At 64.8% G+C, this 24,991-nt stretch carries 23 protein-coding genes; 9 read left to right on the top strand and 14 right to left on the bottom strand.

The window, feature by feature from the left end; all coding sequences use genetic code 11:
* Positions 1–114 precede the first annotated feature (114 nt).
* Both ACHMW7_RS08110 and ACHMW7_RS08105 read right to left on the bottom strand, forming a co-directional pair.
* Positions 115–312 (bottom strand): heavy-metal-associated domain-containing protein, encoded by a 198-nt coding sequence (locus ACHMW7_RS08110; protein WP_395449765.1) that lies wholly within the window; start codon positions 310–312, stop codon positions 115–117.
* Positions 306–581, bottom strand: a complete 276-nt coding sequence (locus tag ACHMW7_RS08105; protein WP_395449764.1) for a hypothetical protein — start codon at positions 579–581, stop codon at positions 306–308. Before ACHMW7_RS08105 ends, ACHMW7_RS08110 begins: the two co-directional genes overlap by 7 nt.
* Here ACHMW7_RS08105 and ACHMW7_RS08100 point away from each other — a divergent pair.
* From ACHMW7_RS08100 to ACHMW7_RS08070, 7 genes are all read left to right on the top strand, one after another.
* Positions 580–3,102, top strand: coding sequence for a heavy metal translocating P-type ATPase (locus ACHMW7_RS08100; RefSeq protein ID WP_395449763.1), 2,523 nt, complete (start codon positions 580–582; stop codon positions 3,100–3,102). The two genes, ACHMW7_RS08105 and ACHMW7_RS08100, sit on opposite strands and share 2 nt — an antisense overlap.
* Positions 3,103–3,227: 125 nt before the next feature.
* Entirely contained in the window at positions 3,228–3,491 is a 264-nt protein-coding gene (locus ACHMW7_RS08095; RefSeq protein ID WP_395449762.1) for a glutaredoxin family protein, read from the top strand.
* A 2-nt stretch (positions 3,492–3,493) separates the two neighbouring features.
* Positions 3,494–4,507 carry a 2Fe-2S iron-sulfur cluster-binding protein gene (locus ACHMW7_RS08090; protein WP_395449761.1) on the top strand — a complete coding sequence of 338 codons (1,014 nt, stop codon included), beginning with the start codon at positions 3,494–3,496 and terminating at the stop codon, positions 4,505–4,507.
* A 41-nt stretch (positions 4,508–4,548) separates the two neighbouring features.
* Positions 4,549–4,980, top strand: coding sequence for a hypothetical protein (locus tag ACHMW7_RS08085; protein WP_395449760.1), 432 nt, complete (start codon positions 4,549–4,551; stop codon positions 4,978–4,980).
* A 72-nt stretch (positions 4,981–5,052) separates the two neighbouring features.
* The gene (locus tag ACHMW7_RS08080) at positions 5,053–6,576 is read left to right on the top strand and encodes a multicopper oxidase family protein (RefSeq protein WP_395449759.1); all 1,524 of its coding nucleotides are present in this window, start codon (positions 5,053–5,055) and stop codon (positions 6,574–6,576) included.
* A gap of 117 nt (positions 6,577–6,693) precedes the next feature.
* The gene (gene cueR, locus ACHMW7_RS08075; protein ID WP_395449758.1) at positions 6,694–7,092 is read left to right on the top strand and encodes a Cu(I)-responsive transcriptional regulator; all 399 of its coding nucleotides are present in this window, start codon (positions 6,694–6,696) and stop codon (positions 7,090–7,092) included.
* A 16-nt stretch (positions 7,093–7,108) separates the two neighbouring features.
* Positions 7,109–7,546: a YqaA family protein gene (locus ACHMW7_RS08070; RefSeq protein ID WP_395449757.1), complete on the top strand. Its 438-nt coding sequence runs from the start codon at positions 7,109–7,111 to the stop codon at positions 7,544–7,546.
* A gap of 149 nt (positions 7,547–7,695) precedes the next feature.
* On the opposite strand, the gene ACHMW7_RS08065 is transcribed toward ACHMW7_RS08070, so the two are convergent.
* From ACHMW7_RS08065 to ACHMW7_RS08055, 3 genes are read right to left on the bottom strand one after another with little or no spacing between them, the layout of a single operon-like run.
* On the bottom strand, positions 7,696–8,772 hold the full coding sequence (locus tag ACHMW7_RS08065; RefSeq protein WP_395449756.1) for an ABC transporter ATP-binding protein: 1,077 nt from the start codon (positions 8,770–8,772) through the stop codon (positions 7,696–7,698).
* A 1-nt stretch (position 8,773) separates the two neighbouring features.
* Positions 8,774–11,056 carry an ABC transporter permease gene (locus ACHMW7_RS08060; RefSeq protein ID WP_395449755.1) on the bottom strand — a complete coding sequence of 761 codons (2,283 nt, stop codon included), beginning with the start codon at positions 11,054–11,056 and terminating at the stop codon, positions 8,774–8,776.
* 3 nt (positions 11,057–11,059) lie between these two features.
* Entirely contained in the window at positions 11,060–12,085 is a 1,026-nt protein-coding gene (locus tag ACHMW7_RS08055) for an ABC transporter substrate-binding protein (RefSeq protein WP_395449754.1), read from the bottom strand.
* 198 nt (positions 12,086–12,283) lie between these two features.
* Between ACHMW7_RS08055 and ACHMW7_RS08050 the strand changes: the two genes are divergently transcribed.
* Positions 12,284–12,775 carry an NUDIX hydrolase gene (locus ACHMW7_RS08050; RefSeq protein ID WP_395449753.1) on the top strand — a complete coding sequence of 164 codons (492 nt, stop codon included), beginning with the start codon at positions 12,284–12,286 and terminating at the stop codon, positions 12,773–12,775.
* 143 nt (positions 12,776–12,918) lie between these two features.
* Positions 12,919–13,974: a substrate-binding domain-containing protein gene (locus ACHMW7_RS08045; RefSeq protein WP_395449752.1), complete on the top strand. Its 1,056-nt coding sequence runs from the start codon at positions 12,919–12,921 to the stop codon at positions 13,972–13,974.
* Here the strand turns inward: ACHMW7_RS08045 and ACHMW7_RS08040 are convergent.
* From ACHMW7_RS08040 to ACHMW7_RS08000, 9 genes are all read right to left on the bottom strand, one after another.
* On the bottom strand, positions 13,932–15,656 hold the full coding sequence (locus ACHMW7_RS08040; protein ID WP_395449751.1) for a metallophosphoesterase family protein: 1,725 nt from the start codon (positions 15,654–15,656) through the stop codon (positions 13,932–13,934). The two genes, ACHMW7_RS08045 and ACHMW7_RS08040, sit on opposite strands and share 43 nt — an antisense overlap.
* A gap of 28 nt (positions 15,657–15,684) precedes the next feature.
* Positions 15,685–16,317: a dual specificity protein phosphatase family protein gene (locus ACHMW7_RS08035; RefSeq protein WP_395449750.1), complete on the bottom strand. Its 633-nt coding sequence runs from the start codon at positions 16,315–16,317 to the stop codon at positions 15,685–15,687.
* A gap of 35 nt (positions 16,318–16,352) precedes the next feature.
* Positions 16,353–17,177 carry an inositol monophosphatase family protein gene (locus ACHMW7_RS08030; RefSeq protein WP_395449749.1) on the bottom strand — a complete coding sequence of 275 codons (825 nt, stop codon included), beginning with the start codon at positions 17,175–17,177 and terminating at the stop codon, positions 16,353–16,355.
* A 140-nt stretch (positions 17,178–17,317) separates the two neighbouring features.
* Positions 17,318–18,172, bottom strand: a complete 855-nt coding sequence (locus tag ACHMW7_RS08025) for an inositol monophosphatase family protein (RefSeq protein WP_395449748.1) — start codon at positions 18,170–18,172, stop codon at positions 17,318–17,320.
* Positions 18,169–18,975, bottom strand: a complete 807-nt coding sequence (locus ACHMW7_RS08020) for an HAD family hydrolase (protein WP_395449747.1) — start codon at positions 18,973–18,975, stop codon at positions 18,169–18,171. Before ACHMW7_RS08020 ends, ACHMW7_RS08025 begins: the two co-directional genes overlap by 4 nt.
* 78 nt (positions 18,976–19,053) lie before the next feature.
* A complete protein-coding gene (locus ACHMW7_RS08015; RefSeq protein WP_395449746.1) occupies positions 19,054–20,196 on the bottom strand; it encodes an ABC transporter substrate-binding protein in 1,143 nt (380 codons plus the stop codon).
* Between the two features lie 67 nt (positions 20,197–20,263).
* Positions 20,264–21,391, bottom strand: a complete 1,128-nt coding sequence (locus tag ACHMW7_RS08010) for an ABC transporter substrate-binding protein (protein WP_395449745.1) — start codon at positions 21,389–21,391, stop codon at positions 20,264–20,266.
* 100 nt (positions 21,392–21,491) lie between these two features.
* Positions 21,492–22,622, bottom strand: a complete 1,131-nt coding sequence (locus ACHMW7_RS08005; protein WP_395449744.1) for an ABC transporter ATP-binding protein — start codon at positions 22,620–22,622, stop codon at positions 21,492–21,494.
* Between the two features lies 1 nt (position 22,623).
* On the bottom strand, positions 22,624–24,447 hold the full coding sequence (locus tag ACHMW7_RS08000; protein ID WP_395451288.1) for an ABC transporter permease: 1,824 nt from the start codon (positions 24,445–24,447) through the stop codon (positions 22,624–22,626).
* Between the last annotated feature and the right edge of the window lie 544 nt (positions 24,448–24,991).

The raw sequence follows: 24,991 nt of genomic DNA, 5'->3' as shown, positions 1-24,991 counted from the left end.
CGGTCTTGTCTTCTTGGCCGTCAGGTCAAGCTCCCAATGCGGCGCGCCGCGATGGCTTCGCCACACCGTCCGAGATGGCTTCGCCACTCCGGACTTGACGGGCAGTTTGGCCGTTCAGACCGCCTGGGCCGGATAGCCGGCCGCGTCGAGCGCCTGGGCAACCTTGGCAGCGTCAGCGCTGGTTTCGACTGACACCGTCTGCGCCTTGAGGTCGATATCGATGCGCGCGGCCGCATCGACGCTGTGCACGGCCTTGGTCACCATGCCGGCGCAATGGCCGCAGGTCATGTCGGGAACATTCATCTTCAGCATTTCAAATCCTCTTTCGGGCCGGCATCGCGCCGTATCCGCAATGTGGTGTTTCCAGTTACTGTAAGGTCAAACAGTTTTTCGATCACGGATTTGTTACCAGCCACGCAACGCGCAAGCAACGGAGCGTTGGCCCGGCATATCCATGAAAGATCAATGTTTTCAGTGAGTTGTCCGATAAGAACGAAATCGGCAAGAAAGCTGTTGACCTTCCCAACACTGGAAGCCTTAGACCTCGGTTCGAAATTGATGACATAGAGGTCCATGGCCATGAACGCACCATTCAACCCGCCCACCGGCACTATCCGGCAAAGCTTCCCGATCGAGGGCATGACCTGCGCCTCCTGCGTGCGCCGCGTCGAGCTGGCCATCGCCAAGGTGCCTGGTGTGACCGCGGCCACCGTCAACCTTGCCACCGAAAGTGCTGACGTGACCTTCGGCGGCAGCATCGACGCCGACGGCGTCATCGCCGCCATCCGCAACGCCGGCTACGACGTGCCGGTCGAGAAGATCGAAGTCGAGATCGAGGGCATGACCTGCGCCTCCTGCGTCCGCCGGGTCGAAAAGGCCATTGCTGCCGTGCCGGGCGTGAAGACCGCTTCGGTCAATCTCGCCACCGAACGCGCCACCATCGAGACGCTGGCCGGCACCACCCGCGCAGCGATTGATGCCGCGATCCGCAAGGCCGGCTACGAGCCGCGTCGTAGCGACAAGGCCGACGCCGAAGGCGACAGCCGCGAGGACGCCCGCAACCGCGAATTCTCCAACCTCAAGCGCGACTTCGCCATCGCTGCGGTGCTGACGCTGCCGATCTTCGTGCTGGAGATGGGCTCGCACGCCATCCCCGCGCTGCACCACTGGCTGATGATGAATGTCAGCCAGCAGAAGCTCTACATTGCCTTTTTTGTGCTGGCGACCATCGTCCAGTTCGGCCCCGGCCTGCGCTTCTACCAAAAGGGCGTGCCGGCCTTGCTGCGGCTGGCGCCCGACATGAACTCGCTGGTCGTGCTCGGCTCGACTGCCGCCTGGGCCTATTCGGTTGTCGCCACCTTTGCCTCAGGCGTGCTGCCGGCCGGCACCGCCAATGTCTATTTCGAGGCATCGGCGGTCATCGTCACGCTGATCCTGCTTGGCCGCGTGCTCGAAGCCAAGGCCAAGGGCCGCACCAGCGAAGCCATCAAGCGGCTGATGGGCCTGCAGGCCAAGTCGGCGCGTGTCGAGCGCAATGGCACATTCGTCGACATCCCGCTCGAAGAGGTCGTTGCCGGCGATGTCGTGCAGGTGCGCCCCGGCGACAAGGTGCCGGTCGACGGCATCGTGCTGTCGGGCTCGTCCTTCGTCGACGAATCGATGATCTCAGGCGAACCGATCCCGGTCAGCAAGGGCGAAGGTGCCGAGGTCGTCGGCGGTACCATCAACAAGACCGGCTCCTTCACCTATCGCGCCACCAAGGTCGGCGCCGATACGCTGCTGGCCCAGATCATCCGCATGGTCGAAACAGCGCAAGGCTCTAAGCTGCCGATCCAGGCGCTGGTCGACAAGGTCACGGCCTGGTTCGTGCCCGCCGTCATGGCCGCCGCAGCGCTGACCTTCCTGGTCTGGCTGGTCTTTGGCCCGGAACCTGCGGCGACCTTTGCGCTGGTCAATGCGGTTGCCGTGCTGATCATCGCTTGCCCCTGTGCCATGGGTCTCGCCACCCCGACCTCGATCATGGTCGGCACCGGCCGTGCCGCCGAACTGGGCGTGCTGTTCCGCAACGGCGAAGCACTGCAGTCGCTGAAGTCGACCGAGGTCGTGGCGCTCGACAAGACCGGCACGCTGACCGCCGGCAAGCCGGTCACGACCGACCTCGAAGTCGCCAACGGTTTTGACCGTACCAGGGTGCTCGCTTTGGTGGCCGCCGTCGAGGCCCAGTCCGAGCACCCGGTCGCGGCGGCCATCGTCGCCGCGGCCAGGGAAGAAGGTCTCGCTCTGGCCGAGGCCAGCGCCTTCGAGGCGGTGCCCGGCTTCGGCGTCAGCGCCAGCGTCGGCACGCACCGCGTCGATGTTGGTGCCGACCGCTACATGGCCAGGCTCGGCATCCCGGTGCAGGGCTTCGCCGAGACCGCTATCCGCATGGGCTACAAGGCCAAGACCCCGCTCTATGCCGCCATCGACGGCAAGCTCGCGGCAGTCATCGCGGTCTCCGACCCGATCAAGCCGACGACGCCGCAGGCCATCCGCGCCCTGCACGACATGGGCCTGAAGGTCGCGATGATCACCGGCGACAACCGTCGCACCGCCGAAGCCATCGCCGCCCAGCTCGGCATCGACGAGGTCGTCGCCGAAGTGTTGCCCGACGGCAAGGTCGATGCCATCAAGCGCCTGCGTGCCGGTGGCCGCGCCGTGACCTTCGTCGGCGACGGCATCAACGACGCGCCGGCACTTGCCGAGGCCGATGTCGGCATTGCCATCGGCACCGGCACGGATGTCGCCATCGAAAGTGCCGACGTGGTGCTGATGTCAGGCGACCTGCTCGGGGTGACCAACGCGATTGCGCTGTCCAAGGCGACGATTGCCAACATCCGGCAGAACCTGTTCTGGGCCTTCGCCTACAACGCCGCCCTCATCCCGGTCGCGGCGGGTGTGCTCTACCCGATCAGCGGCACCTTGCTGTCGCCGATGCTGGCGGCGGGCGCGATGGCGATGTCGAGCGTCTTCGTGCTCGGCAATGCGATGCGGCTGAAGCGCTTCAAGGCCCCGGCCCGCGCGACCGCAGTGCCAGGTGCCCCGTCGCTGGTCCCGGCCGTGTAGCCAGGCCGGCGGCCTGCCCGGCAGGGCATGATCCCGAAGGTGGAAACTTTTCGGACAAGATCGTGCCCAGGCAGGCCGGCCGCTGCTGCTTTCTCCAATCCATCTGCTCATCACGCGAGGCCACCATGCCCAACGCTCCCTGGATCGAGATCTTCACCACGCCGACCTGCCCCGACTGCCTGGCGCTGAAGCGCTGGCTCAATGCTGAGAGCCTGCCCTTCGTCGAGCGCGACCTGCGCGACCCCGACATCGCCGACGAAGCCAAGCGCCGCACCGGGGTGCGCGTCGCCCCGATCACCATCATCGACGGCAAGCACGTCTTTTACGGCACCTTCGCCACCCAGCGCGCCGAGATCGCAGCGCTGCTCGACCTGACCAGGGCAGCCTGAACATGACCTACCTGACCCTGCCCCAGCCCGGCCGCCGCATCGCGGTCGGCGATACCAGGACGGTCCTGCAGGCAGCCCTCGACGCCGGCATCGCCTATCCGCACAGCTGCCGTTCCGGCCGCTGCGGCGCCTGCAAGTCGCGCCTCGTCTCGGGCCATGTCGAACTCGGCAAGCACTCGCCTTTTGCGCTCAGCCAACAGGAGCGCGAAGACGGCTTCATCCTCGCCTGCCGCGCCGTGCCAAGCGATGACGTCGTCGTCGAATGGCTCGACGAAAGCTTCGACGCCGCCCCGCCTGTCGTGCAGGAGGCGCGGGTCGTCGCCATCGACAAGATGACGCACGACATCGTCGCGCTCCGCCTTCAACTTGCCGACCGCGAAAATTTCCGCTTTGCCGCCGGGCAGTATCTGTCGCTGTCGATGCCGGGCGCGCCGCCGCGCAACTATTCGATGGCCAGCCGGCCCGACGAGGAGCTCATCGAGCTTCACGTCAGGGCTGTACCAGGCGGTCGCACCAGCAGCCTGATCCACGCCACCCTGTCGGCCGGCGACACGGTCGGGATCAAAGGCCCGGCCGGCTCGGCCTATCTGCGCGAGGCCCATGCCGGCCCGATTATTGCCCTTGCCGGTGGCAGCGGCCTCGCCCCGGTCAAGTCGATCGTCGAGACGGCGCTGCTTTCCGGCCTGGGCCAGCCGATCCATGTCTATTTCGGCGTCCGCGCCGCGCGCGACCTCTATCTGGTCGAGCACTTCCGCGCGCTGGAACGGAGATTTGCCAAGCTGACCTTCGTGCCGGTGCTGTCGCAGACGGCTTCGGAGGGCTGGCGCAGCGGCTTCGTTGCCGACGCGCTCGCCGAGGATCATCGCGACCTCGCCGGGGCCAAGGCCTATGTCGCCGGCCCTCCCGCCATGGTCGACGCCGCCATGGCCATTCTCGGCGCGCGTGGGCTACAGGCCAGCGACATCCACGCCGATGTCTTCTTCACGCCTGAGGCAAGCGACAACAACGCCGCTTGACCTCCAGGGGTCGCAATCCCCATTAATAGGACATGCATTCGATGCGGCACATCCCGGCCACGACCCATCAGCACCGCGCCACCGGGCGCAGGCAGGCTCGTGCGCGCGCTGCTGTGATGCCCGATGGCAGGGCGCTGAAAGCCCTGCGCCTGCTGTTGCCGCTGCTGCTGTTGTTTTTCCTGGCGCTCGGCCAGGCGGCATCCGCCCACCCGGCCGGCAGCCAGCACCAGCCGCACGCCACCCAGACGGTGTCGCATCACGCCAAGGCCGACGCCGGCTGCTGCGACCTTTCGCAAGACAAGGACGCCAAGGCTTGTCTCGCCCAATGTCTGGCCTCGTGCAGCTATTGCGCGCCGGTTCCGCTGCCGACTGTCTTCCCCGACCTTGCAGCTGCTTCGCCGCGTCCCGCCAAGACCGAGCCTTTGCACGGGGCGATCGCCTCGCCGCATCTCAGACCGCCATCCCACTCCTGAACTGACGCGTTTCGACGCGCACGCCCCGGCCCTGTCAGCGCCGGGAGACATCAAGTTTTGGAGACCATGAACATGAATACCCTTTCGCGCCGCGGCTTCCTCGCGGCTTCAGCGGCTACGCTTTCGGCTGCCGCTGTCCCATCGCTCCTGCTGCCGGTGCGCCCGGCCCGCGCCGACGGCCACAAGGTCATCACGGCGGGCAAGCGCGTCATCGAGGTCAGGGGCAAGGCCGCCAACGTCTTTGGCCTCACCCAGGCCGACGGCTCTTCCGGCCTCGTCATGAATGCCGGCGAGAACTTCCGCGTCAGGCTGAAGAACCTTATCGGCGAGCCGACCGCCATCCACTGGCACGGCCTCACCCCGCCATGGCAGCAGGACGGCGTCGCCGCCATCTCGCAGCAGCCGATCGCCGATGGCGGCAGCCATGACTACGACTTTCCAGTCGCTCGTGCCGGCACCTTCTGGATGCATTCGCATTTCGGCCTGCAGGAGCAGTCGATGCTGGCGGCCCCGCTGATCGTGCGCGACCCTGACGAAGCAGGCCAGGACATGCAGGAGGTGGTGGTGCTGTTCCACGACTTCACCTTCCGCGATCCGCAGGAGATCCTCGCCGAGCTCAAGGCCGGCGGCCACGACATGGGGGCCATGGCACCAGCGCCGGCAGCTGGCGGCCATGAAGGCCACGACATGTCGGGCATGGCGATGGGCAGCGGCACCATGGACCACGGCACGATGAACATGGGTGGCATGCAGATGGGCGGCCAGATGGGAGCCCAGACGGGCATGTCCCATCTGCAGGACGTGCAATACGACGCCCTGCTGGCCAATGACCGCACCCTCGACGATCCCGAAATCTTCGCCGTCGAGCCGGGCGGCCGCGTTCGCCTACGCCTCATCAACGGTGCCGCCTCGACCAATATGTGGCTCGACCTCGGCAAGCTCGAGGGCAAGCTGATCGCCGTCGACGGCATGCCGGTCGAGCCGGTCGAAGGTCAGCGCTTCGAGTTCGCCGTGGCCCAGCGCCTCGACATCCTGCTCGAACTGCCGAAGGAGCCGGGCGCCTGGCCGGTCTTGGCCGTGCAGGAAGGCGGCCGCATGCGCACCGGTGTCGTGCTTGCCGCCAAGGGCGCGCCTGTCGCCAAGCTTGCCGGCATGGCCGACGAGGACTTCCCCGCCGTCGGTGTCGCGCTCGAGCAGAAGCTCAGGGCGGCCAGGCCGCTCGGCGACAAGCCTGCCACACGCAAGCACACCATGATGCTCGGCGAAGGAGCTGGTTATGTCTGGACGCTCGATGGCGCCATGCACGGCCAGGACAAGCCGCTGGCGGTGACGAGCGGCGACCGCTTCGAGCTCACCTTCATGAACCACACGACCATGTCGCATCCGATGCACCTGCACGGCCACCACTTCCAGGTGGTTGCGGTCAACGGCAAGCGTTTTGCCGGGGCCATGCGCGACACGGTGCTGGTGCCGGCCAATATGGGCACGGTAACCATCGCCTTCGACGCCGACAATGCCGGCAACTGGGCGCTGCACTGCCACCATCTCTACCACATGGCCGGCGGCATGATGACCTCGATGGCCTATGACGACTGAAGCTGAGACTGGGACGGGGCGGCATCAGCTGCCCCGGCCCATCACGATTTCGCCAGCCCCTTGAACTTCCAGTTACTGGAAGCTTTATATGACATCCAAATCGATCGAGGAGTGACCATGAACATTGGTACCGCTTCGGAAAAGTCGGGCCTGCCGGCCAAGACCATCCGTTATTACGAAGACATCGGCCTGTTGCGCCCCGACCGCGCCGACAACGGCTATCGCGACTACTCGATGTCCGACGTGCATCGCCTGCGTTTCCTGCAGCGCTCGCGCAGCCTCGGCTTTTCGGTCGAGCAATGCCGCCAGCTTTTGTCGCTTTATGGCGACAAGGAGCGCGAGAGCGCCGACGTCAAGGCCCTCGCCGAGACCAAGCTTGCCGAGATCGACCGCAAGCTGGCCGAGCTGACCGAGCTGCGCAACACGCTGCGCCACCTCGTGCACAACTGCCACGGTGACGCCAGGCCCGATTGCCCGATCATCGACGGCCTGTCCGGCCGCCTGCAGACGCAGTAGCCGGCGTGAAGTTCGAGTGACCAGCCTCGCCGCCTATGGCGGTCTCTTCGTCGCGGCCTTCGCCGCCGCGACGCTGCTGCCGGCGCAGTCCGAAGCCCTGCTTGCCGGGCTGACCATCAATGGCGGTTATTCGCTTGCCCTGCTCGTTGCCGTCGCAACACTTGGCAACGTGCTCGGATCGTGGGTGAACTGGCTGATCGGCGGCCAGGTCGAACGCTTCAAGGACCGGCGCTGGTTTCCGGTCGGCCCAGTCGCACTGCAGCGGGCCGAAAACTGGTATCGGCGCTATGGCCGCTGGTCGCTGCTGCTCTCCTGGGTGCCGATCATCGGCGACCCGCTGACGCTGATCGCCGGCACGCTGAAGGAGCCGTTGTGGAGCTTTCTTGCCCTCGTCGGCATCGCCAAGCTCATGCGCTACCTTGCGGTGGCGGCGGCAGCACAGAGTTTCGTCTGAAACAACAGTTCACACTGCCCCTCACCCTTACCCTCTCCCCGTGAAGAACGGGGAGAGGGAGACGCCCACGTTGCGGCCAGCTTCCTTCGCCCCGTTCTTCACGGGGAGAAGGTCCGGCAGGGGTTGAGGGGCAGATGGACCAATCCCGGTCACGCCCGGATCAGCACCGGTCCGCGCGCGGCAAACCCCAGCCCGACATCCTGTCCCGGTACGAAGGGTGCATCGACGTCTGACGACACGGCAAAGACCTCGCCGAACGCGGTGCCGACCATGAACTCCAGGTCGGAACCGACATAAGTCACCTTGTCGAGCCGGCCGGGAATCGTGCCCGCCGCGCCGGCCGGCTTGATCTCGATGCGGCTCGGCCGCACCGCGAGCTTGGCCGGCCCCGGCGCCATGCCGCGTGCATCGAGCTTCGTTTCGAGCCCGCCGAGCCGCACATTGGCCAGTCCGCCTTCGACCGAGGCGATCTCGCAGTCGAAGATGTTGGCCTCGCCGATGAAGTCGGCGACAAACGCATCGGCCGGTGCTTCATAGAGTTCGCGCGGCGTGCCGTCCTGGGCGATGACGGCATTGTTCATGACGATGATCCGGTCGGAGACGGCCAGCGCCTCCTCCTGGTCATGCGTGACATAGACCACGGTCAGGCCGAGCTTGGTCTGGATGTCGCGGATTTCCTCGCGCACCCGCCGCCTCAGCTTGGCGTCGAGATTGGACAGCGGCTCGTCGAACAGCAGTACCTGCGGCTCGAGCACCAGCGCGCGCGCCACCGCGACACGCTGCTGTTGCCCGCCCGACAGCTCGCTCGGCAACCGGTTGCCATAACCGGAGAGGCCGACAAGTTCGAGCCCGGCACGCGCCCGCTCACCGATCTCCTTCTTGGCGAAGCCCGAGAATTTCAGCCCGTATTCGACGTTCTCGTTGACGCTCATATGCGGAAACAGCGCATAGGACTGGAACACCATCGACACGTCGCGATCGGTCGCCGGAAGCGTGGTGACATCAGTCCCGCCGATCAGGATTTTTCCGCGCGTCGCCATCTCCAGCCCGGCGATCATCCTCAGCGTCGTCGTCTTGCCGCAGCCGGAAGGGCCAAGCAGCGTCACCAGCTTGCCCGCTTCGACAAACAACGAGACATTGTTGACCGCCGCGGTCGGACTTTTGCCGTAAACCTTGGTGACCTCGTGAAACTCCACCGACGCGGCGTTGCTGCCGATGCTTGCCATTTTAGCCGCCTCCAGAAAATGCCGGTTGGTTGCGCTCGGGCAGGCTGACATTGGAGCGCCAGCCGGTCGTTTGCGGATCGCCATGCTGCCCGCGCCGGCCGATGTTGCGCCGCCCGACAAGCAGCTGCATCAGGCCGACCACCGCCAGCATGACGCCGATCAGCACCGCCGAATAGGCAATCGCAATGCCATATTCGTTGTTTTCGACACGGCCGACGATGTAGCTCGTCGACATGTCGTAGCGGGCGCTGACCAAAAAGATGATGGCGCTGATCGCCGTCATGGCGCGCACGAAGGAATAGACCAGTGCCGCGAGGATCGCCGGCCTGAGCAAAGGCAGCACCACCTTGCGGAAGGTCTGCCACGAATTGGCGCCAAGCGTCAGCGACGACTCGTCGAGGCTCTTGTCGATCTGCGACATCGAGGCCACCCCTGCCCGCACGCCGACCGGCATGTTGCGGAAGATGAACGACAGCACCAGGATGATGCCGGTGCCGGTCAGCTCGATCGGCGGCACGTTGAAGGCAATGACATAACTCACGCCGATGACCGTGCCGGGGATGGCAAAAGACAGCATGGTGCCGAACTCGAAGGCGTTCTTGCCGGCAAAATTCTGCCGCACCAGCAGATAGGCGGTGAGCAGGCCGATGGCCGCGGTCAGCGGCGCCGAGATCAGCGCGATCATCATCGTCGTCCAGAACGAGCTCCAGGCCGAGCCCTTCCAGTGGATGCCGAACTCGTTCCAGCCGACGGCGAATGCCTTGACGTAGTGGGCGAGGGTCAGGCTGTGATCGACGCCCCAAAGCTTGACGAAGCTGCCGTAGAAGATCGTCCCGTAGATGACGATGGTAAAGATCGCCCAGAAGCCGGCGACACCATAGACGGCGCGCCTGAGGCCGCTCGGCAATTGCGGATGCACGCCGGAATCGCCCTTGCCCGACAGCGTCGTATAGGACTTCTTGCCGAGCCAGAAACGCTGGGCATAAAAGGCGACAAGCGTAAAGGCGAGCAGCACCAGCGCCAGGATCGCGGCTTGCGCCTCGTCATTCTGGGCGCCGACAATGGCGAAGAAAATCTCGGTCGACAGCACGTCGAAATTGCCGCCCAAAACCAGCGGATTGCCGAAATCGGCCATGCTTTCGATGAAGCCGAGCAAGAAGGCATTGGCGAGGCCCGGCCGCATCAGCGGCAACGACACCGTCCAGAAGGTCTGCCAGCGGTTGGCGCGCAGGGTCTGCGCCGCTTCCTCCATCGAGGGGCTGACACCCTCGACCACACCGATCAGCACCAGAAAGGCGATCGGCGTGAAGGCCAGAAGCTGGGCGATCAGCAGGCCCGGCAGGCCATAGACCCAGCGCGTCGGCTGGATGCCCAGGACTTCGGAGACGGACTGGGTGATCGCGCCCGACAGGCCGAACAGGAGCACGATGGCAAGGCCGATGACGAAGGGCGGCGTGATGATCGGCAGCACCGTCAGCGCCCGCAAGAGCTTGCCATAACGGAAGCCGGTGCGGGTCACCACCAGGGCGAAGACAAGCCCAAGCACGGTGGTCAGGACACCGACAAGAACGGCCAGGAACAGCGAGTTCCAGGCGACGCCGCAGCGGCTGCCGCCGGCGAGGCAGTCGAGCCCCCACAGCCGCGCGCTGAACAGCTTGCCCAGGAAGGTGCTGAACGAATAGCTGCCGTCAGCGGTGATCAGCGCATTGGCCAGCAGCTGCAGGATCGGCATGAAGATGAACAGCCCGACCGCCGCGACGACAAAGGCGATTGTCGAAACCACGAAGACGTCGCCGCCGACAGCGCCACGCGCCGCCAGGCCGAGCGAGAACAAAAACAGGAAGGCAAGGCCGACCAGCAGCGCCCCGTAACCCATGCCGAACTGGCGGTCGCCGAGATCGCCAAACAGGCTCTGCAGCCAGCCGAACTGCCAGCCGCGCAGACCGATGGCAAAGCCCTGGAACATCATCCAGGCAAAACCGACAGCGCCGACAGCGATCAACAGTCTGCCGAACAGCGGGTCGGATTTCTTGCGCCGCCAAAGCAGCAGCGGCGCGGCCAGGGCGAGGCTGAGCGGCGCCAGCCACAGCTTCTCACCTTTAAGGTTGAGGATCAGCGCAGGCGCGAACTCGCTGTCGAGCGGATAGCCCTCGAACAGCCAGGACAAGCCGAAGAACCCGTCTTCGACGCCAAACCAGGGCAGCACGGCGAAGCCGAGCCAACCGACCGCCATCCATAGGATGACGGCCGGGTGCAGGCCGCCGCTGAAGTCGCGGGAGCGCATGTCTTACTGCGGCAGCGTCGAGACCTCGGTGTCCCATTTCGACAGCAGCCGCTTGCGCTCGTCGCTCGAGCCATACTTCTTGAAGTCGTAGTCGATCAGCTTGATGGTCGACAGATCAGGCGTCAGTTCCGACACCGTCGCTGTCTTGTTCGACGGCAGCTGGAACGACTTCACGTCCTTGGCCTTGCTCTGCATCTCGGCCGAAAGCGCCCAGTCGTAGAACTTCTTGGCCGCATCGGGATTGCGCGCGCCCTTGATCAGCGACATCGAGCCGATCTCGTAGCCGGTGCCTTCGCAAGGCGCGACCGTCACGATCGGGAAGCCCGCCGCCGTCTGCGCCACCGCGTCGTGCATGAACACGATGCCGATGGTGGTTTCGCCGAGGCCGGCGGCCTTGATCGGCGCCGAGCCCGACTTGGTGTACTGGTTGATGTTTTTGTGCAGGGCTTTCATGTAGTCGAAGCCCTTGTCCTCGCCGAACAGCTGCACCATCGTTGCCAGCGTCGTGTAGGCGGTACCCGACGAATTCGGATTGGCGATCTGGACCTGGCCCTTGTATTCGGCCTTGGTCAGGTCGGCCCAGCACTTCGGCTCGGGCAGGCCGTTCTTGGCCAGCAGGTCCTTGTTGTAGCCGAAGCCGAGCGCGCCGGAGTAGACGCCGATGGTCTTGTTGCCGGCGGCTTCGGCCTGCTTGATCGCCCAGTCGTGCAACTCGCCGCGCATCGGCGACATGTATTCGTCGGTCAGGCCTTCCTGTGCCGCCTGCAGGTGCGGATCGCCGGTGCCGCCCCACCACACGTCGCCCTTGGGATTGCCGGCTTCGGCGCGAACCTGGGCATAGGTCTCGCCCGAGCTCTTGCGGGTCATGTCGACGGTGATGCCGGTCTTTTCCTCAAAACCGGTCTTGATCTGCTGGCACCACGCCTCATCGGCGCTGCAATAAAGTGTCAGGCTCTCCGCCTGGGCTGCCGTACCACCGGCGACGAAAACAGCGGCCAGCGCGGCCGAACGCAAATAGGCAGACTTCATATCGGGGTTCCCTCCACATAATTATTCGCCGTCTAACGATCTGATGTCGTTTTGGTCACTTGCAGAGTGAGTTGTTTTTGCGCATTTTGCAATCGTGTTCATCGCACTATCTTAGTGTCATGAACCCGAACGGGCCGAGGTGATACACACAAAGCCAGCGGCGCCCGTCGGCACAGCTAGAGGAACGACCAGGCGAAAATGCCAAAGGACAAGAAGACCCTACGCAAGGCGACCAAGGGCGAGGTCATCGCCCAGGTAGCTGCCATTCCATTCCGCGTGAATGGGGGCGGCGAGCTTGAGGTCATGCTTGTCACCTCGCGTGGCACCCGCCGTTTCATCGTGCCCAAGGGCTGGCCGATGAAGGGCAAAAGCGGGCGCCAGGCCGCGCTGATCGAGGCGCGCGAAGAAGCCGGCGTACGCGGAAAGGCCCTGAAAACGCCAGCCGGCAGCTATTGCTACTGGAAGCGGCTGTCGACGAGCTTCGTCCATGTCGCAGTCACCGCCTTTCTGATCGAGGTAACAGAGGAACTGCAGGACTGGCAGGAGGCAGGGGCGCGGCAACGCGCCTGGCTGGCGCCCGCCGACGCCGCCGTCCTCATCGACGAGCCCGAGCTCGCCACGCTCATCCGCAATTTGTCGGTAGCCAGCATCGCCACGCCCGCCCCGGCCATGGCAGCGGCGACAGCCTAGCCACCGCCTCCGGCAATTGCCTCTGCAAGATTGCGCCTCAAGGATTGCAGGCGCGACAATCCGAATGTATCAGGGAGAGCGCGTTGCACATTTGTGCAACGCTTGCGAAGCGGTTCACGGACCGGCCAAACTGGAGCCATGCGATGTCCGAAATGAAGCCGGGCAGGTCATTCGTCAGCGCACAGCAGGTCGCTGAGCTGGCCGGCGTATCGCGCTCGGCGGTGTCGCGCACCTTTACCGATGGCGCCAGTGTCTCGGAGACCACTCGCAAGAAGGTGCTCGAGGCGGCGGAGCAGCTCGGCTACCACGTCAACCATCTCGCCCGCAGCCTGATCCACGAAGACAGCGGCATCGTCTGCCTGATCGGTGCCGACATCAACACGCCCTACCATTCGCGCCTGCTCGACGCGATCACGCGGCGCCTGCAGGCGATCAACCGCGTCGCCATGGTCATCAACACCTCTGGCGACAGCGACAGCGTCGAAGCGGCGCTGCGCCAGACGCTCAATTACCGTGCCAATGCCACCGTCGTGCTATCGGGCACGCCGCCGGCGTCGCTGATCAACACCTGCGTCAACAGCGGCCAGCACGTCATCCTGATCAACCGCGACGATCATCTCGATGGCCCCGAAAACATCACCGTCGACAATGCGGCCGCGGCGCGCGAGGCCTTCCACATGCTGCACCGCGCCGGCTGCCGCCGCATCGCCGTGGTCTCGTCGCAGGCCGGCACGCCCAGCCTGGTCGCCCGCGAACGCGGTTTCGAGCGGGCGGCACAAGAAGCCGGCCTCGGGGTCACCATCACCCGCGCCGGACCGACCGGCTACGGTGCCGGCTTCGAGGCGGGTCGACTGCTGCTTAGCGGTTCGGAACGGCCAGAGGCGGCGTTCTGTGTCACCGACCTCTTGGCCTGCGGTTTCATGGACGCGGCGCGTGTCGAGTTCGGCATGGACGTGCCGGCCGATCTCTGCGTCATCGGCTTCGATGACATCGAACAGGCCGGCTGGGCGTCATACCAGCTGACGACGTTCCGCCAGCCGATCGCCCAGATCGCCGAGCACATCACGACATTGCTCGACAGCGACAATCCGGACGTTGTCAACGGCCCGGACGCGATCAGCGGCCCGGACGTCGTCAGTGGCGGCCGCGTCTGCTTTCATGCCGCTCCGGTCTGGCGCCGCACCGTCCGGCCCAAGTGATCAATGCGCTCGACCTTGCCGGTGGCGAGGTCGACGGAAAAGTTGCGTGACGGCTGGCTGTCGAGCCAGTCCATCATCATGCGCATGAACGAACCGAAGCGATCCTGCAGGCTGCCTTGCGGCCATGAACCGGCGGCATAGCGCTGCGCGGTCACACGATAGGCAGCAATGCGCGCCGGATCGATGAAGTCGAGCGCGATCTCCCGGCCCTTGCGCAACCGGTACCAGTCGACGATCACCTCGAACAGCGGCAGCGCAGCCATCGCCCCTGCCCCATCTTGCCCGCGCCCGATGATGGCGCCTGCGTCCCCGATGGTCAGCGGTCGGGTGGTGGCGGCGAAGGCATCCAGGTCGCCAAGTGCAAGCTGCGGCACGAGACGAGCCAGATCCTGTGGCCATTCCTTGGGCAGGTAGCGGTGGCGCACCATTTCAGCCAGGTGCCGGCTGAGGAAATCGGCATGGCTGGCCGCTTCGGTGACCGCGGCCGAGACGCCGTCCCTTGCCGCCTCGATGCGGTAGTGGGCAAACGCCGCGTCGTAGCCGGGCACATCGGCGATGGTCACCGTCTCGACATCGAGTGTGTCGCTGCCGACATCGACGATCTTGTAGGCCGGCGGAAAGCCGACCATCGACGGCACCGCGATGTTGACGAGGAAATCGTCGCCGGTGCGGAAAACCGCCGTGTCGTTGATGTGCAGGTGGCCGCTGAAATGCACCTTGATGCCGGTCGCTGCGGCGGCCTCGGCCACCTCGGGCCGTGGCGTGCGGCGCAGGAAGCTGGTGTCGTTGAGCAACCTGGCTTCGTCAGTCGAGGTGCCGTTGAGCGGGTCGATGACAGGATAATGCGAAAACGCGACCAGCCGCTTGCCCGACGCCCTGGCCCGCGCCGCGACATCCTGCATCCAGGCGAGCACGAAGCCCTTGTTGCGCGGCATCGAGTTCCAGCCGGCATCGGTGCTGTCGTGGTAGCTCTTCTCCAGCGTCGCATCGAGGTCGCCATTCCTCGGCTCGAACACATTGGCGTCGATCGACAGCAGCCATAGCCCGTCGACCGGTTCGACCAGGAAGGACGCGTCGATCATGCGCCGCCTGGTTTGACCGTCGGCCGAGACGATCTCGAAAACCCGCGCCTCCAGCCTGTCATCGCCCCCGAACGGGCACTCCCAATGCAGGTCGCCTTGGCGCCTGGAAAAGCCGTAGGCGCCCAGCGCCGGGATCGCCGTGTCATAACCGCCGCAATACATCTCGTCCGAGACGATGCGCTCGACGGAATCTCCCTGCCCCATCGCAGGGTCGCTCGTCACCAGCGTGTGCGAGCCATCAGTGTTGAGGAATCGCTTGCTCTGGTGGCGGCCATGGATGGCGTAGAGATCGTGATTGCCCGGCGTCGCGACAAAACGCAGGCCGAAGCGCCTGGAGTAGTCGTCGAGCAAGGCGGTTGCCGCCGCCATCGTCGATTGCTGGCCGTCGTCGGTCAGGTCGCCCGCGACCACCACCAGCGAAATGCCGCGCTCAACGATGTCGTCGAGCAGCGCGCAGGTGGCATGAAAGCTCTCGTTGAACACCCGCGTCGAGGCCGCCGTGTCGGCGAGCGTCCGGATCGCCACCTCTTCGCCGACGCCCACGCCTTGCCGGTAGTTGATGTCATGGAAATGCGGGTCGGCGATGACGGCAATCTTCATTTCATTCTCGCTGCGAACGGCCTCGCCGTCAGTCCTTGTAAGCCAAGGCCGTGACAGGCAATCCCTTGTCGATCATGGCAATCCACTGCGCCGCCTTGCGCGCCGCCGTGACCAGCATCGGCTTGGGCGCCTCGTGCCATTCGTCGCGGCGCAGCTCGCGCTGCGTGCGCACATGGTCGAGCGCTGCGTCGAGCGTCGGGAATTTCTGAGGCATCTCGACATGCAGGAACAGTGCGACCAGCGACACCGAGCGGCTGCGGCCGCCGCGGCAATTGACCAGCACATTGCCCTTCTCGCGCCGCCTGTAGGTGGCCTTGTCAGGCAGCACCTGGCTCAGTGCGCCACGCAGCAGGTAAAAGCCCGACAGCATCATCGTCTCGGGGTTGCCGTGGCCGTCGATCAGGCCAAGCTTGTAATAACGCACGGCGCCGACGCCGTAGATGGCATCGGTCGCCTCGCCCTCGCCGAACGGCTCGGTGGCGTAGTTGAAGTCGAGATTGACAGCGCAGTTCACCACCGTGGTGATGTTCTTTTGCCTGAGCAGATCAAGGTCGCCCGCACCGTCCATGCCGCCGACATAGATGTCGATGCCGTAACCGGCGATGTCGCGTTCGATCAGGCTGAGTGCTGGGCGCTCATATCGCGGGCTATTGTGGTCCATGTGCGCGGCCTTGATGCTTGGTGGTGTCTGGAAATTCACTTGCCGGCTTCGAGCGCGATGCCGGTCGCCTCGCTCATGCCCAACGCCACACCGGGTGCTGCGGCAAGCACCGCCCCGCCCTTGGTCAGCCCGCCAAGCGCCAGGAAGGGAGCGACAACACCACCCGCCTCCTTGACCATCAGCAGACCGGCAAGGCAGTCCCAGGCATGCATGTGCAACTCGGCATAGGCATCCGAGCGGCCATCGGCGACATAGGCGAGACCCAGCGCGCCCGAGGCGCCACGCCGCACATTGGCGCCACGCTCGAGGATGTTCGACAGCACTTCGAGATAGCGCGTGTTGGTCTTGCGGTTCGACCAGCCGAACTCGACGCAGGCGGCGTCGAAATCGCTTGTCTTGGCAACCGACAAGGGCTTGCCGTTGCGGGTTCCGCCCTGCCCGCGGCGGGCGAGATACAGCTCGTCCAGCACCGGATTGTAGATCGCCCCGATCTCGGTCACGCCATTGCTGACAAAAGCGATCGAGATGCAGAAATGCGGAATGTCGCGGGCGAAGTTCGCCGTGCCGTCGATCGGATCGACGACCCAGATGTCCGGCTTGATCGCTCCGCCGCCCTCCTCGCCGAGAAACCCGTCCTCGGGAAATTCTTCGGCGATGCGCGCCTTGAGATGCCGCTCCACCGCGGCGTCCGTCTCGGTCAGGAAATCCTGCGGACCCTTCATGCCGAAGCCGGCAACGCGGTTGGTGAAACCGTCGAGCGCCACCGCACCGGCCGAACGCGCGATGTCGCGGCAGAATGATGCGCGCCGGTCGATGCCGGTTTCATCAGTGGCTTCGGTGGCTGTTGCGTGAACCGTCATTTCAATGCCGCCTGTGATAACAGTTGATCTCAAATTGCACAGCTGTGCAAAATCGTCAACGCCTTAACTTGGATAATGTTTCTGCAGCTCGAGGAAAGCTCGTGCAGCCACCGATTTCATGCGAATGCACACGCGTTCCATCATGCCGCATCTCGCGCCCGGGCCGCTTCGCGCCCTTCGGAGATGCGCCGCGCCACGCGCATCAGCGTCGGATAGTCGGCGCCCTCCCCCAATGCGACATAACCCGGGCACATGAAATCGGGTACGCCGGCATCGACCTTGCCCAGGGTCAAAGGGTGATAGCTGCCCCCGGCCTGCTTGAGGATGAGGACTGCCGCTGCCACATCCCACGGGTTGCTGCCAAATCCGGCTGAGGCATCGACCCAGCCGGCGGCAACGTGGCAGAGGCTGAGCGCGCCGCTGCCTGGCCGGCGCAATGTCGAAAAGGTCTCGGCCAATTCGCCGAAATTTTCGAGCGCCTGTTCGCGTCCATCGAGCCTGAGGTCGCGTGCCACCGGATAGCCCGATATCAGCGTCGCATGGCGCTCGTCTGTTATGGCGCGCGAGCGCAACGGCTCACCATTCAGCCAAGCACCGGTGAGGTCGGCCGAAAACAGCATCCCGGCGACCGGGTCATGGACGGCGCCGGCGACGATCTCGCCGTCGATCACCGCACCTACCGACACGCACCAGAAGGCAAAACCGCGGGCGAAATTCGAGGTGCCGTCGATCGGGTCGACATACCAGCGCACCCGGCCGGCCCCGCTTTCGCCGGCCTCCTCGCCGATCACGACGGAATCGGCCACCGCGCTCAGGATGAAGGCGCGGATCGCCACTTCCGATTCCTTGTCGTATTTGGTCACCACGTCGTGCAGATCGACCTTGTAGTCGACAGCCATGTTCGACCGGAACGCCGCCAGCAGCGGCACGCGCATCAGCTGTGACGCCTCTTCGGCAACCGCCCGCAGGCGCCTGGATTCCTCGATGCGCGTCATGCCGCGATCCCGCGTGTGGCTTCATGGAAAAGACCGAGCAGCCCGACCGGATCGGCAACGATGACATCGGGCTTGAGCTTCAGCTCATAAGGCAGCTCGTAGGTGCCCTTGGCTTCCATCAATATGTTGCCGCCAATGCCGGCGCGCTTGCCGCACAGCACATCGCGGTCGAAATTGTCGCCGACATACCAGGCCTCGCCTGCGTCGACGCCGAGCGCCCGCGTCGCCAGCCAGATCATCTCCGGATTGGGCTTGCGCAGCTTGACCTCGTCGCTGTGGATGATCGTGGCAAATCGGTCGGTCAGCCCGTGCGTGTCAAGGAAGTCGAGATGGACCTGGCCGCACAATGCATTGCTGACGATGCCGACCGGCACGCCCGCCGCATCCGCGGCATCGAACAGGTCGAGCATGCCTTTGCGCAGCACGCGCTCGCTCTTCCAATTGCCCATCTTGCGGCAGAGATCATAGGCCTCGGTCACAACGACGTCTTGCGCCTGTTGCGGCCAGTCGCCGGCAGCAAAATCGCCCCAGAACTCCTCATGCCTGAGTTCGCGCGGTGCCAAGGGCCGCGACATCGCATCCTTCCAGTGCGAGTCGGCGATGCCGGCGGCCTTGATGTCGTCGCTGATCTGCGCGACCGAAAGCTCGGGCGCCGAAACGCCGGCCCTGTCGAGCAGGCCGCGCACGTGTCCGGCCAGCCGCGCCTGCCAGCCCGGCAGATGCGTCGTCGAAACGATGACGCCGCCGAAATCGAGCAGCAGTGCCTTGGGAGCCGCGAGTTTCCTCGCCGAAGTTGCAGTCATTCAAAAATCTCCTGTCGCCCGGTGGAAAAAAGTGGACGGAGCCGAAGGAGAAAGGCTCCGTCCCAGTCCACCGGAAAGCTATTTCTTGTAGGCGACGCGCCAGAGGTCCTGCCAATCCTGGCGCGCATCCCAATCTTCGAGTGCCGTCGAGGCGTCGTATTGCTGCAGCCTGTCCAGCACCTTGCCGATACCCGAGGGCTCGTCGGCAGGCAGGCCGATGTCGGGATTGGTCGGCAGCTTGCCGTCCTTCACCTGCGGCGCAATGCCTTCCTCGGTCAGGATGTAGTGGATGAACAGCTTGGCCGCGTTCGGGCTCTTGGTGCCGGTGGCGATCAGCCCGAGCTTGACATAGGTCCAGCCCGGCCAGGGATCGAGCCCTTCGCAGAGCCCGAGCTTGAAGCCCTTGTCGGCATTGTCGCGGAACTTGGCCGAGCTCATCAGCCCGAAGAACGGCTCCTTCTGGCCCGGCGCGCCCACCGCTTCCGAGATCGCGTCGTCGGCGTCGGCAAGCAGCGGCGCGTTGCCGGCAAAACCCTTGACCCAGGCGGCCGTGGCGCTGTCTTCGCCGACGTCGATGTCCTTGCCGAAATGCGCCTTGTAGGCAGCCTTCATCTTGTCGTCGTCATGCGTCGCGGTCTGGTTGAACCAGTCGGGATAGGTACCCTTCGACAGCGGGTCGTAGAAGGCGACCTTGCCTTTCCACTTCGGATCGGTGAGCTCCCAGATGTTCTTCACCGGGCAGGCGCTGTAGACCTCGGTATTGTAGGCCCAGACCGCCGCATTGGTGGTGATCGCCAGCGGGTTCTGGAACTTGGCCGGGATCTTGTCGGCCATGTCAGGCGGCAGATAGCTCTCGACGAACTTCTGCGGCAGAAGCTGCGCCAGGCCTGCCGGCGCATCGGTGATCAGCACCACGTCGCCCTTGACGTTCTTGGCCTGGCCCTCGCGCACGATCATCTCGAGCTGGGCGCTTGCCGACACCTTAATGCCGGTTGCCTTCACCCCGTATTTGGCGGTGAAGTTCTCGGCCATTTCGACGATCTTGCCGGTGCTGTCATAGATGTTGATCGGCGCTTCCTGCTTCGCCGCCTCGACCAGCGCATTGAGATCGAAGGCCTCGGCGCGCGCCGGCGCCGACGCCATCACGGCAGCTGCCATCATCGTGGCCAGCGCCGTCGTTGCCAGTGCCAGTTTCCTGCTCGTTCCAAATGCCGGTTTCATCGATTCCTCCCCAAAAATCCGGCTGAAACGCGCCCGGCGGTGCTGCCGGGCGCGGCAGTCGCAAGCGTCATTTCTTGTAGTTGATGCGCCAGAGGTCCTGCCAATCCTGGCGCGCGTCCCAGTCGCTCTGGGCCGACGCCGAGTTATAGGGGAAGATCTGGTCCAGCACCTTGCCGATGCCCGAGGGCTCGTCGTCAGGCAGCTTGGCGTCGCTGTTGGTCGACATCTTGCCGTCGGCCGCCTGCGGGGCGATGCCTTCGTCGGTCATCAGATAGTGGATGAACAGCTTCGACGCATTCGGGCTGTCGGTGCCCTTGGCGATGAAGCCGAGGCTCGGATACATCCAGCCGGCGAAGGGCTTCAGATCGGTGCACAGGCCAAGCTTGGAGCCGACATCCTGGTTGTTGCGGAACTTGGCCGAGCTGATCAGGCCGATGAACTGCTCCTTCTGGTCGGGCGCACCGACTGCCTGCGCTGCCGCCTCGTCGGCGTCGGTGAGCAGCGGGCCGTTGGCGGCCAGCGCCTTGACCCAGGCACCGGTGGCGCCGTCCTCCCCCGCTTCAAGATCCTTGCCGTAATGTTCCTTATAGGCCGCGGCCACCTTGTCGTCGGCGTTGGTCGCCATCTGGTTGAACCAGTCGACATAGGACGCCTTGTTGAGCGGGTCCTGCATCGCGAGCTTGCCCTTCCACTTGGCCTCCGTCAGCTCCCAGATGTTCTTGACCGGGCAGCTTTCGTTGAGCTGGGTGTTGTAGGCAAAGACGTTGGCCTCGTTCGAGACGGTCAGCGGGTTCTGGTACTTGGCCGGGATCTTGGCGGCGAGATCCGGCGGCAGCCAGCTCTCGACGAAGCCCTGCGGTACCAGCTGGGCCACGCCGGCCGGCACGTCGCTGATCTGGATGACGTCGCCCTGCACGTTCTTGGCCTGGCCTTCGCGGATCACCATTTCCAGCTGGGCTGCGGCATTGGCCTTGGTGCCCGTCGCCTGCACGCCGTATTTCTTGGTGAAGTTTTCGGCCTGCTTCACGATCTTGCCGGTGCTCGAATAGACGTTGATCGGCGGCTCCTTCTTCGCCGCCTCGATCAGCACGTTGAGGTCGAACTCCTCGGCCTGCGCTGCGCCGGCAAACATGCCCGCCACGACGCCAAGTGCCGTCGCTGCCAGGAGCCGTTTCATATCGAAATGTCTGCTCATCTTTTCCTCCCTCTGTCAGGCCGGCGCCATGCCGGCCGTCGCGTTCCCGAAAGTCCTGCTTGCTTCCCGTCGGTCGGTCCTCCACCGCCCGCGGAACCTCTCAGTGCAGCTTCGTCGGCCGCATCAGCCGGTCCGCCGCTTCCACGCGGCCGCCAGCCTTGTCGAAGACATGCAGCGCCTTTGATTTGGCCCACCAGGTGACGGCGTCGCCGACCTCGATTTCCGGCGACTGGTGCGTGGTCAAGAACAGCTTTTCACCTGACGCGGTCAGTTCGATGATCCAGCTGCCGCCGGTCGGCAGGATGCCGGTCACCTCGGCTTCGCCCGAGATGGCGCCTTCGGCCACGCCGCGCTCGGCGTCGGCAAGGCGGATCGCCTCCGGCCGGATGCCGATCGAGCCGGCGTCGCGCAACTCGGCAAAGCGTGCGCCGAGATAGGCATTGGCGCGCCGCGACAGCTCGGATTTGGCATCGCCGAGTTCGATGATGTTGATCGGCGGGTTGCCGACGAACTGCGCCACGAAGCGGTTGGCCGGCCGGTCGTAGATGTCGTTGGGCGTGCCGACCTGTTGCAGCTGCCCTTCGCTCATCACGGCGATGGTGGTGGCGAGCGTCATCGCCTCCCACTGGTCGTGGGTGACGAACACGATGGTGGTCTTGAACTCGGCATGCAGCCGCTTGAGCTCGGCCCGCATCTCGAGCCGGAGTGCGGCGTCGAGGTTGGACAGCGGCTCGTCGAGCAGCAGCACCTCGGGATTGACCGCCAGCATGCGGGCAAGTGCGACGCGCTGCTGCTGGCCGCCCGAAAGCTGGGAGGGATAGCGGTCGCGGTACTTTTCGATGCCGAGCGTCTTCATCACCTTGTCGACGCGCTGTTCGCGCTCGGCCTTGGGCATCTTGCGCAGCCTGAGGCCGAAGTCGGTGTTGCGCTCGATGGTCAGATGCGGCCACAGCGCATAGCTCTGGAACACCAGTCCCATCTCGCGCCGTTCCGGCGGCACGAACACGCCTTCGACGACGGAGTCGACCACCTTCGGCCCGACGCGGATTTCGCCCGCCGTCAGATGCTCCAGCCCGGCGATCATGCGCAGCGTCGTGGTCTTGCCGCAGCCCGACGGTCCGAGCAGGCACATGAATTCGCCGTCGCCGATTTCGAGGTCGAGATCGGCCACCGCATTGGCGGAGTTGCCGCCATAGTTCTTCTCGACGCCGCTCAGGTTGATCTTCGGCATGTCAGTTCCCCAGTCCTTGCGCGAGATTGGTCTTGGTCAGCTTCTGGCCGAGCAGCGCGCCGAAATAGGCGAGACCGGCGATGATGAGCACGACGGCGTTGGCCGCCTGCGTGTAGTGGTAGTCGACGAGCCGGAGCGAATAGGTCGTCAGCACGTCGGTCGACGGCACCGCCAGCACGACAAACAGGCTGAGCCCCTTGATGCCCGAGATGAAGGGCAACAGGATGCCCGTCGTCAGCGATCCTTTCTGGATCGGGATGACGATCGAGATCATGCGACGGAACCAGCCGGCACCGGCGATCTGTGCTGCCTCTTCCGGTTCCTTGCCGAGCTGCGTCATCGCGGCAATGCCGGCGCGCGAGGCATAGGGCATCTGGTCGGCGATCAGCGCCAGCATCAGGATCAGCGTCGTGCCGTAGAGTGCGGGGATCGGGCCGCGCGGCACGGCAAACAGCGACAGATAGGCCGCGGCAAAGGCGATGCCCGGCACCAGGTAAGGCAGGAACGTCACCTGGCGCAGGAAGGTGCCGAGCGGCCTCACCGGGGTGCGGGCCACGACATAGCCGACCAGCAGGCCGAGGATGCCAGAGGTGATCGAAGCGACGCCGACGATGCGCAGGCTGTTCCAGGCCGCGTTCCACAGATCGGGGCTGAGCAGGATGCCGGTCTGCAGCGCCACCGTGTTGAGGTTGGTGCCGATCCAGTAGTCGAGCGTGAAATTGCCGAGATTGAACTGGCCCGGCACCCGCATGATCGTCGACAAGAACAGCGTTCCGATCGGCAGGCCGACACTGAGCACGAACATCAGCGCGGCAAAGCCGGTTGCCGGCATCCTCAACATGCCGAGCGGGCTCAGCCGGTTCATCGAACCCTTCGAGCCGATGGTCACGAAACGGCGTGCTTCCCGCATCAGCCGGGCATCGATGGTGATGGTGATGATGCCGATCAACATGATCGCACCGGCCAGCACCGCACCGACGCCGACCTGGCGCGACGAGATGTTCTGGTAAAGCGAGGTCGCCAGCACGTCGAAATTGACCGGCAGGCCGAGCACGTAAGGCACACCGAACTCGCCGAGGCATTTGGCGAAGATCAGCACCATCGCCGACATCAGCGACGGGCGCATCAGCGGCATGATGATCTTGCTGGCCACCGTCAGCCTGCTGGCACCGAGGATGCGGGCCGAGTCCTCGAGCTGCGAGTCGAAGCGGCGCAGCGCGTTGCCGAACAAAAGGATGACGAAGGGCGAATAATGCAGTGCCAGGATGATGGTCACCGGCAGCTGGCCGTAAGACAGCCAGTCGGGTGGCGAAAAGCCGAGCGCTTCCATCCAGCCCGGCTGGCCACCGACGGTGCGGTTCTTGAACAGGGTCGTCCAGGCCAGCGCAAAGGTCCAGGCCGGCAGCATGTAGGGCACGATGAGAGCCGTCGCGAACCAGCGCCGCCCGAACATGTCGGTACGGCTGAGCAGCCAGGCGAGTGTGCCGCCGACAAGCATCGACAGCGTGATCGCGCCTGCCGCGACAACAAGCGTGTTGACCAGTGGCTCCCAGAACAGGTCATGCGAGATGCGCGAAAGGAAGACGCGGTCGATGTAATACCAGGTCAGTTCGCCGACATCCTGCTTGATGCGGCGCTCGTCGCCGAACTGCACCCGCATCGCATCCGAAAGCATCGAGATGATCGGCACGACGATGAGATAGGCAAACAGCACCGCCGCCAGGATACCGATTGTCGTCGTCGGCTCGCGCAGCGCCACTTTCAGCCGGTAGCGCAGGCGCTGCCCGCGTGTCGGCGCGGCCGTGGCAACCTTGAGCGGCCGCATCGCCACCGCCTTGACGGAAGTCTGGGACGAACCGGTCACGAGGCAACGCCTCGCGGGCACATTCCGTCATGGCTGCAGCGTCCGGCACCGGGAACGATCCGGCGCGAAGGCACGGCATGGCTGGCATGCAATGGCACGGGCATGAATTCTCCTCCGTTGGGCGCCTTGAAGCGGAACTTGCATCCCGCGACCTCAGCCGCTCGGACACACCTCACCCGTCCTGCTTCCGACGCCACCGCCACCTCCAGGCGGTGCGGCACATTCCCGTGCCTGTTGGCATATTCATTCCATTGGCGGTACGTTCGTGTCAATGCGGAATCTGCAAAAATTTGCACAGGCGTGCAAATGATATGAATTTGTTTGAACTGGCCATGTTTTATGAGGCTCGGCTTGAATCAAGCGCAGTCCAGAAGCTTCACGCGGGTGAAGGCATGCACTGCCGTGCAATGCACAATAAACAACCTTGCCGAAACGTCCCGGAATCCGCGGGAAAGCACTGTCGGCGCGCGATCCGGACGGCGCCTCTTTCGCAGTGCACGCAACA

Origin of the sequence: Aminobacter sp. UC22_36 (assembly GCF_044056035.1) — a bacterium.
Lineage (GTDB): Bacteria > Pseudomonadota > Alphaproteobacteria > Rhizobiales > Rhizobiaceae > Aminobacter.
This window is presented reverse-complemented; position numbering and strand designations above follow the sequence as displayed.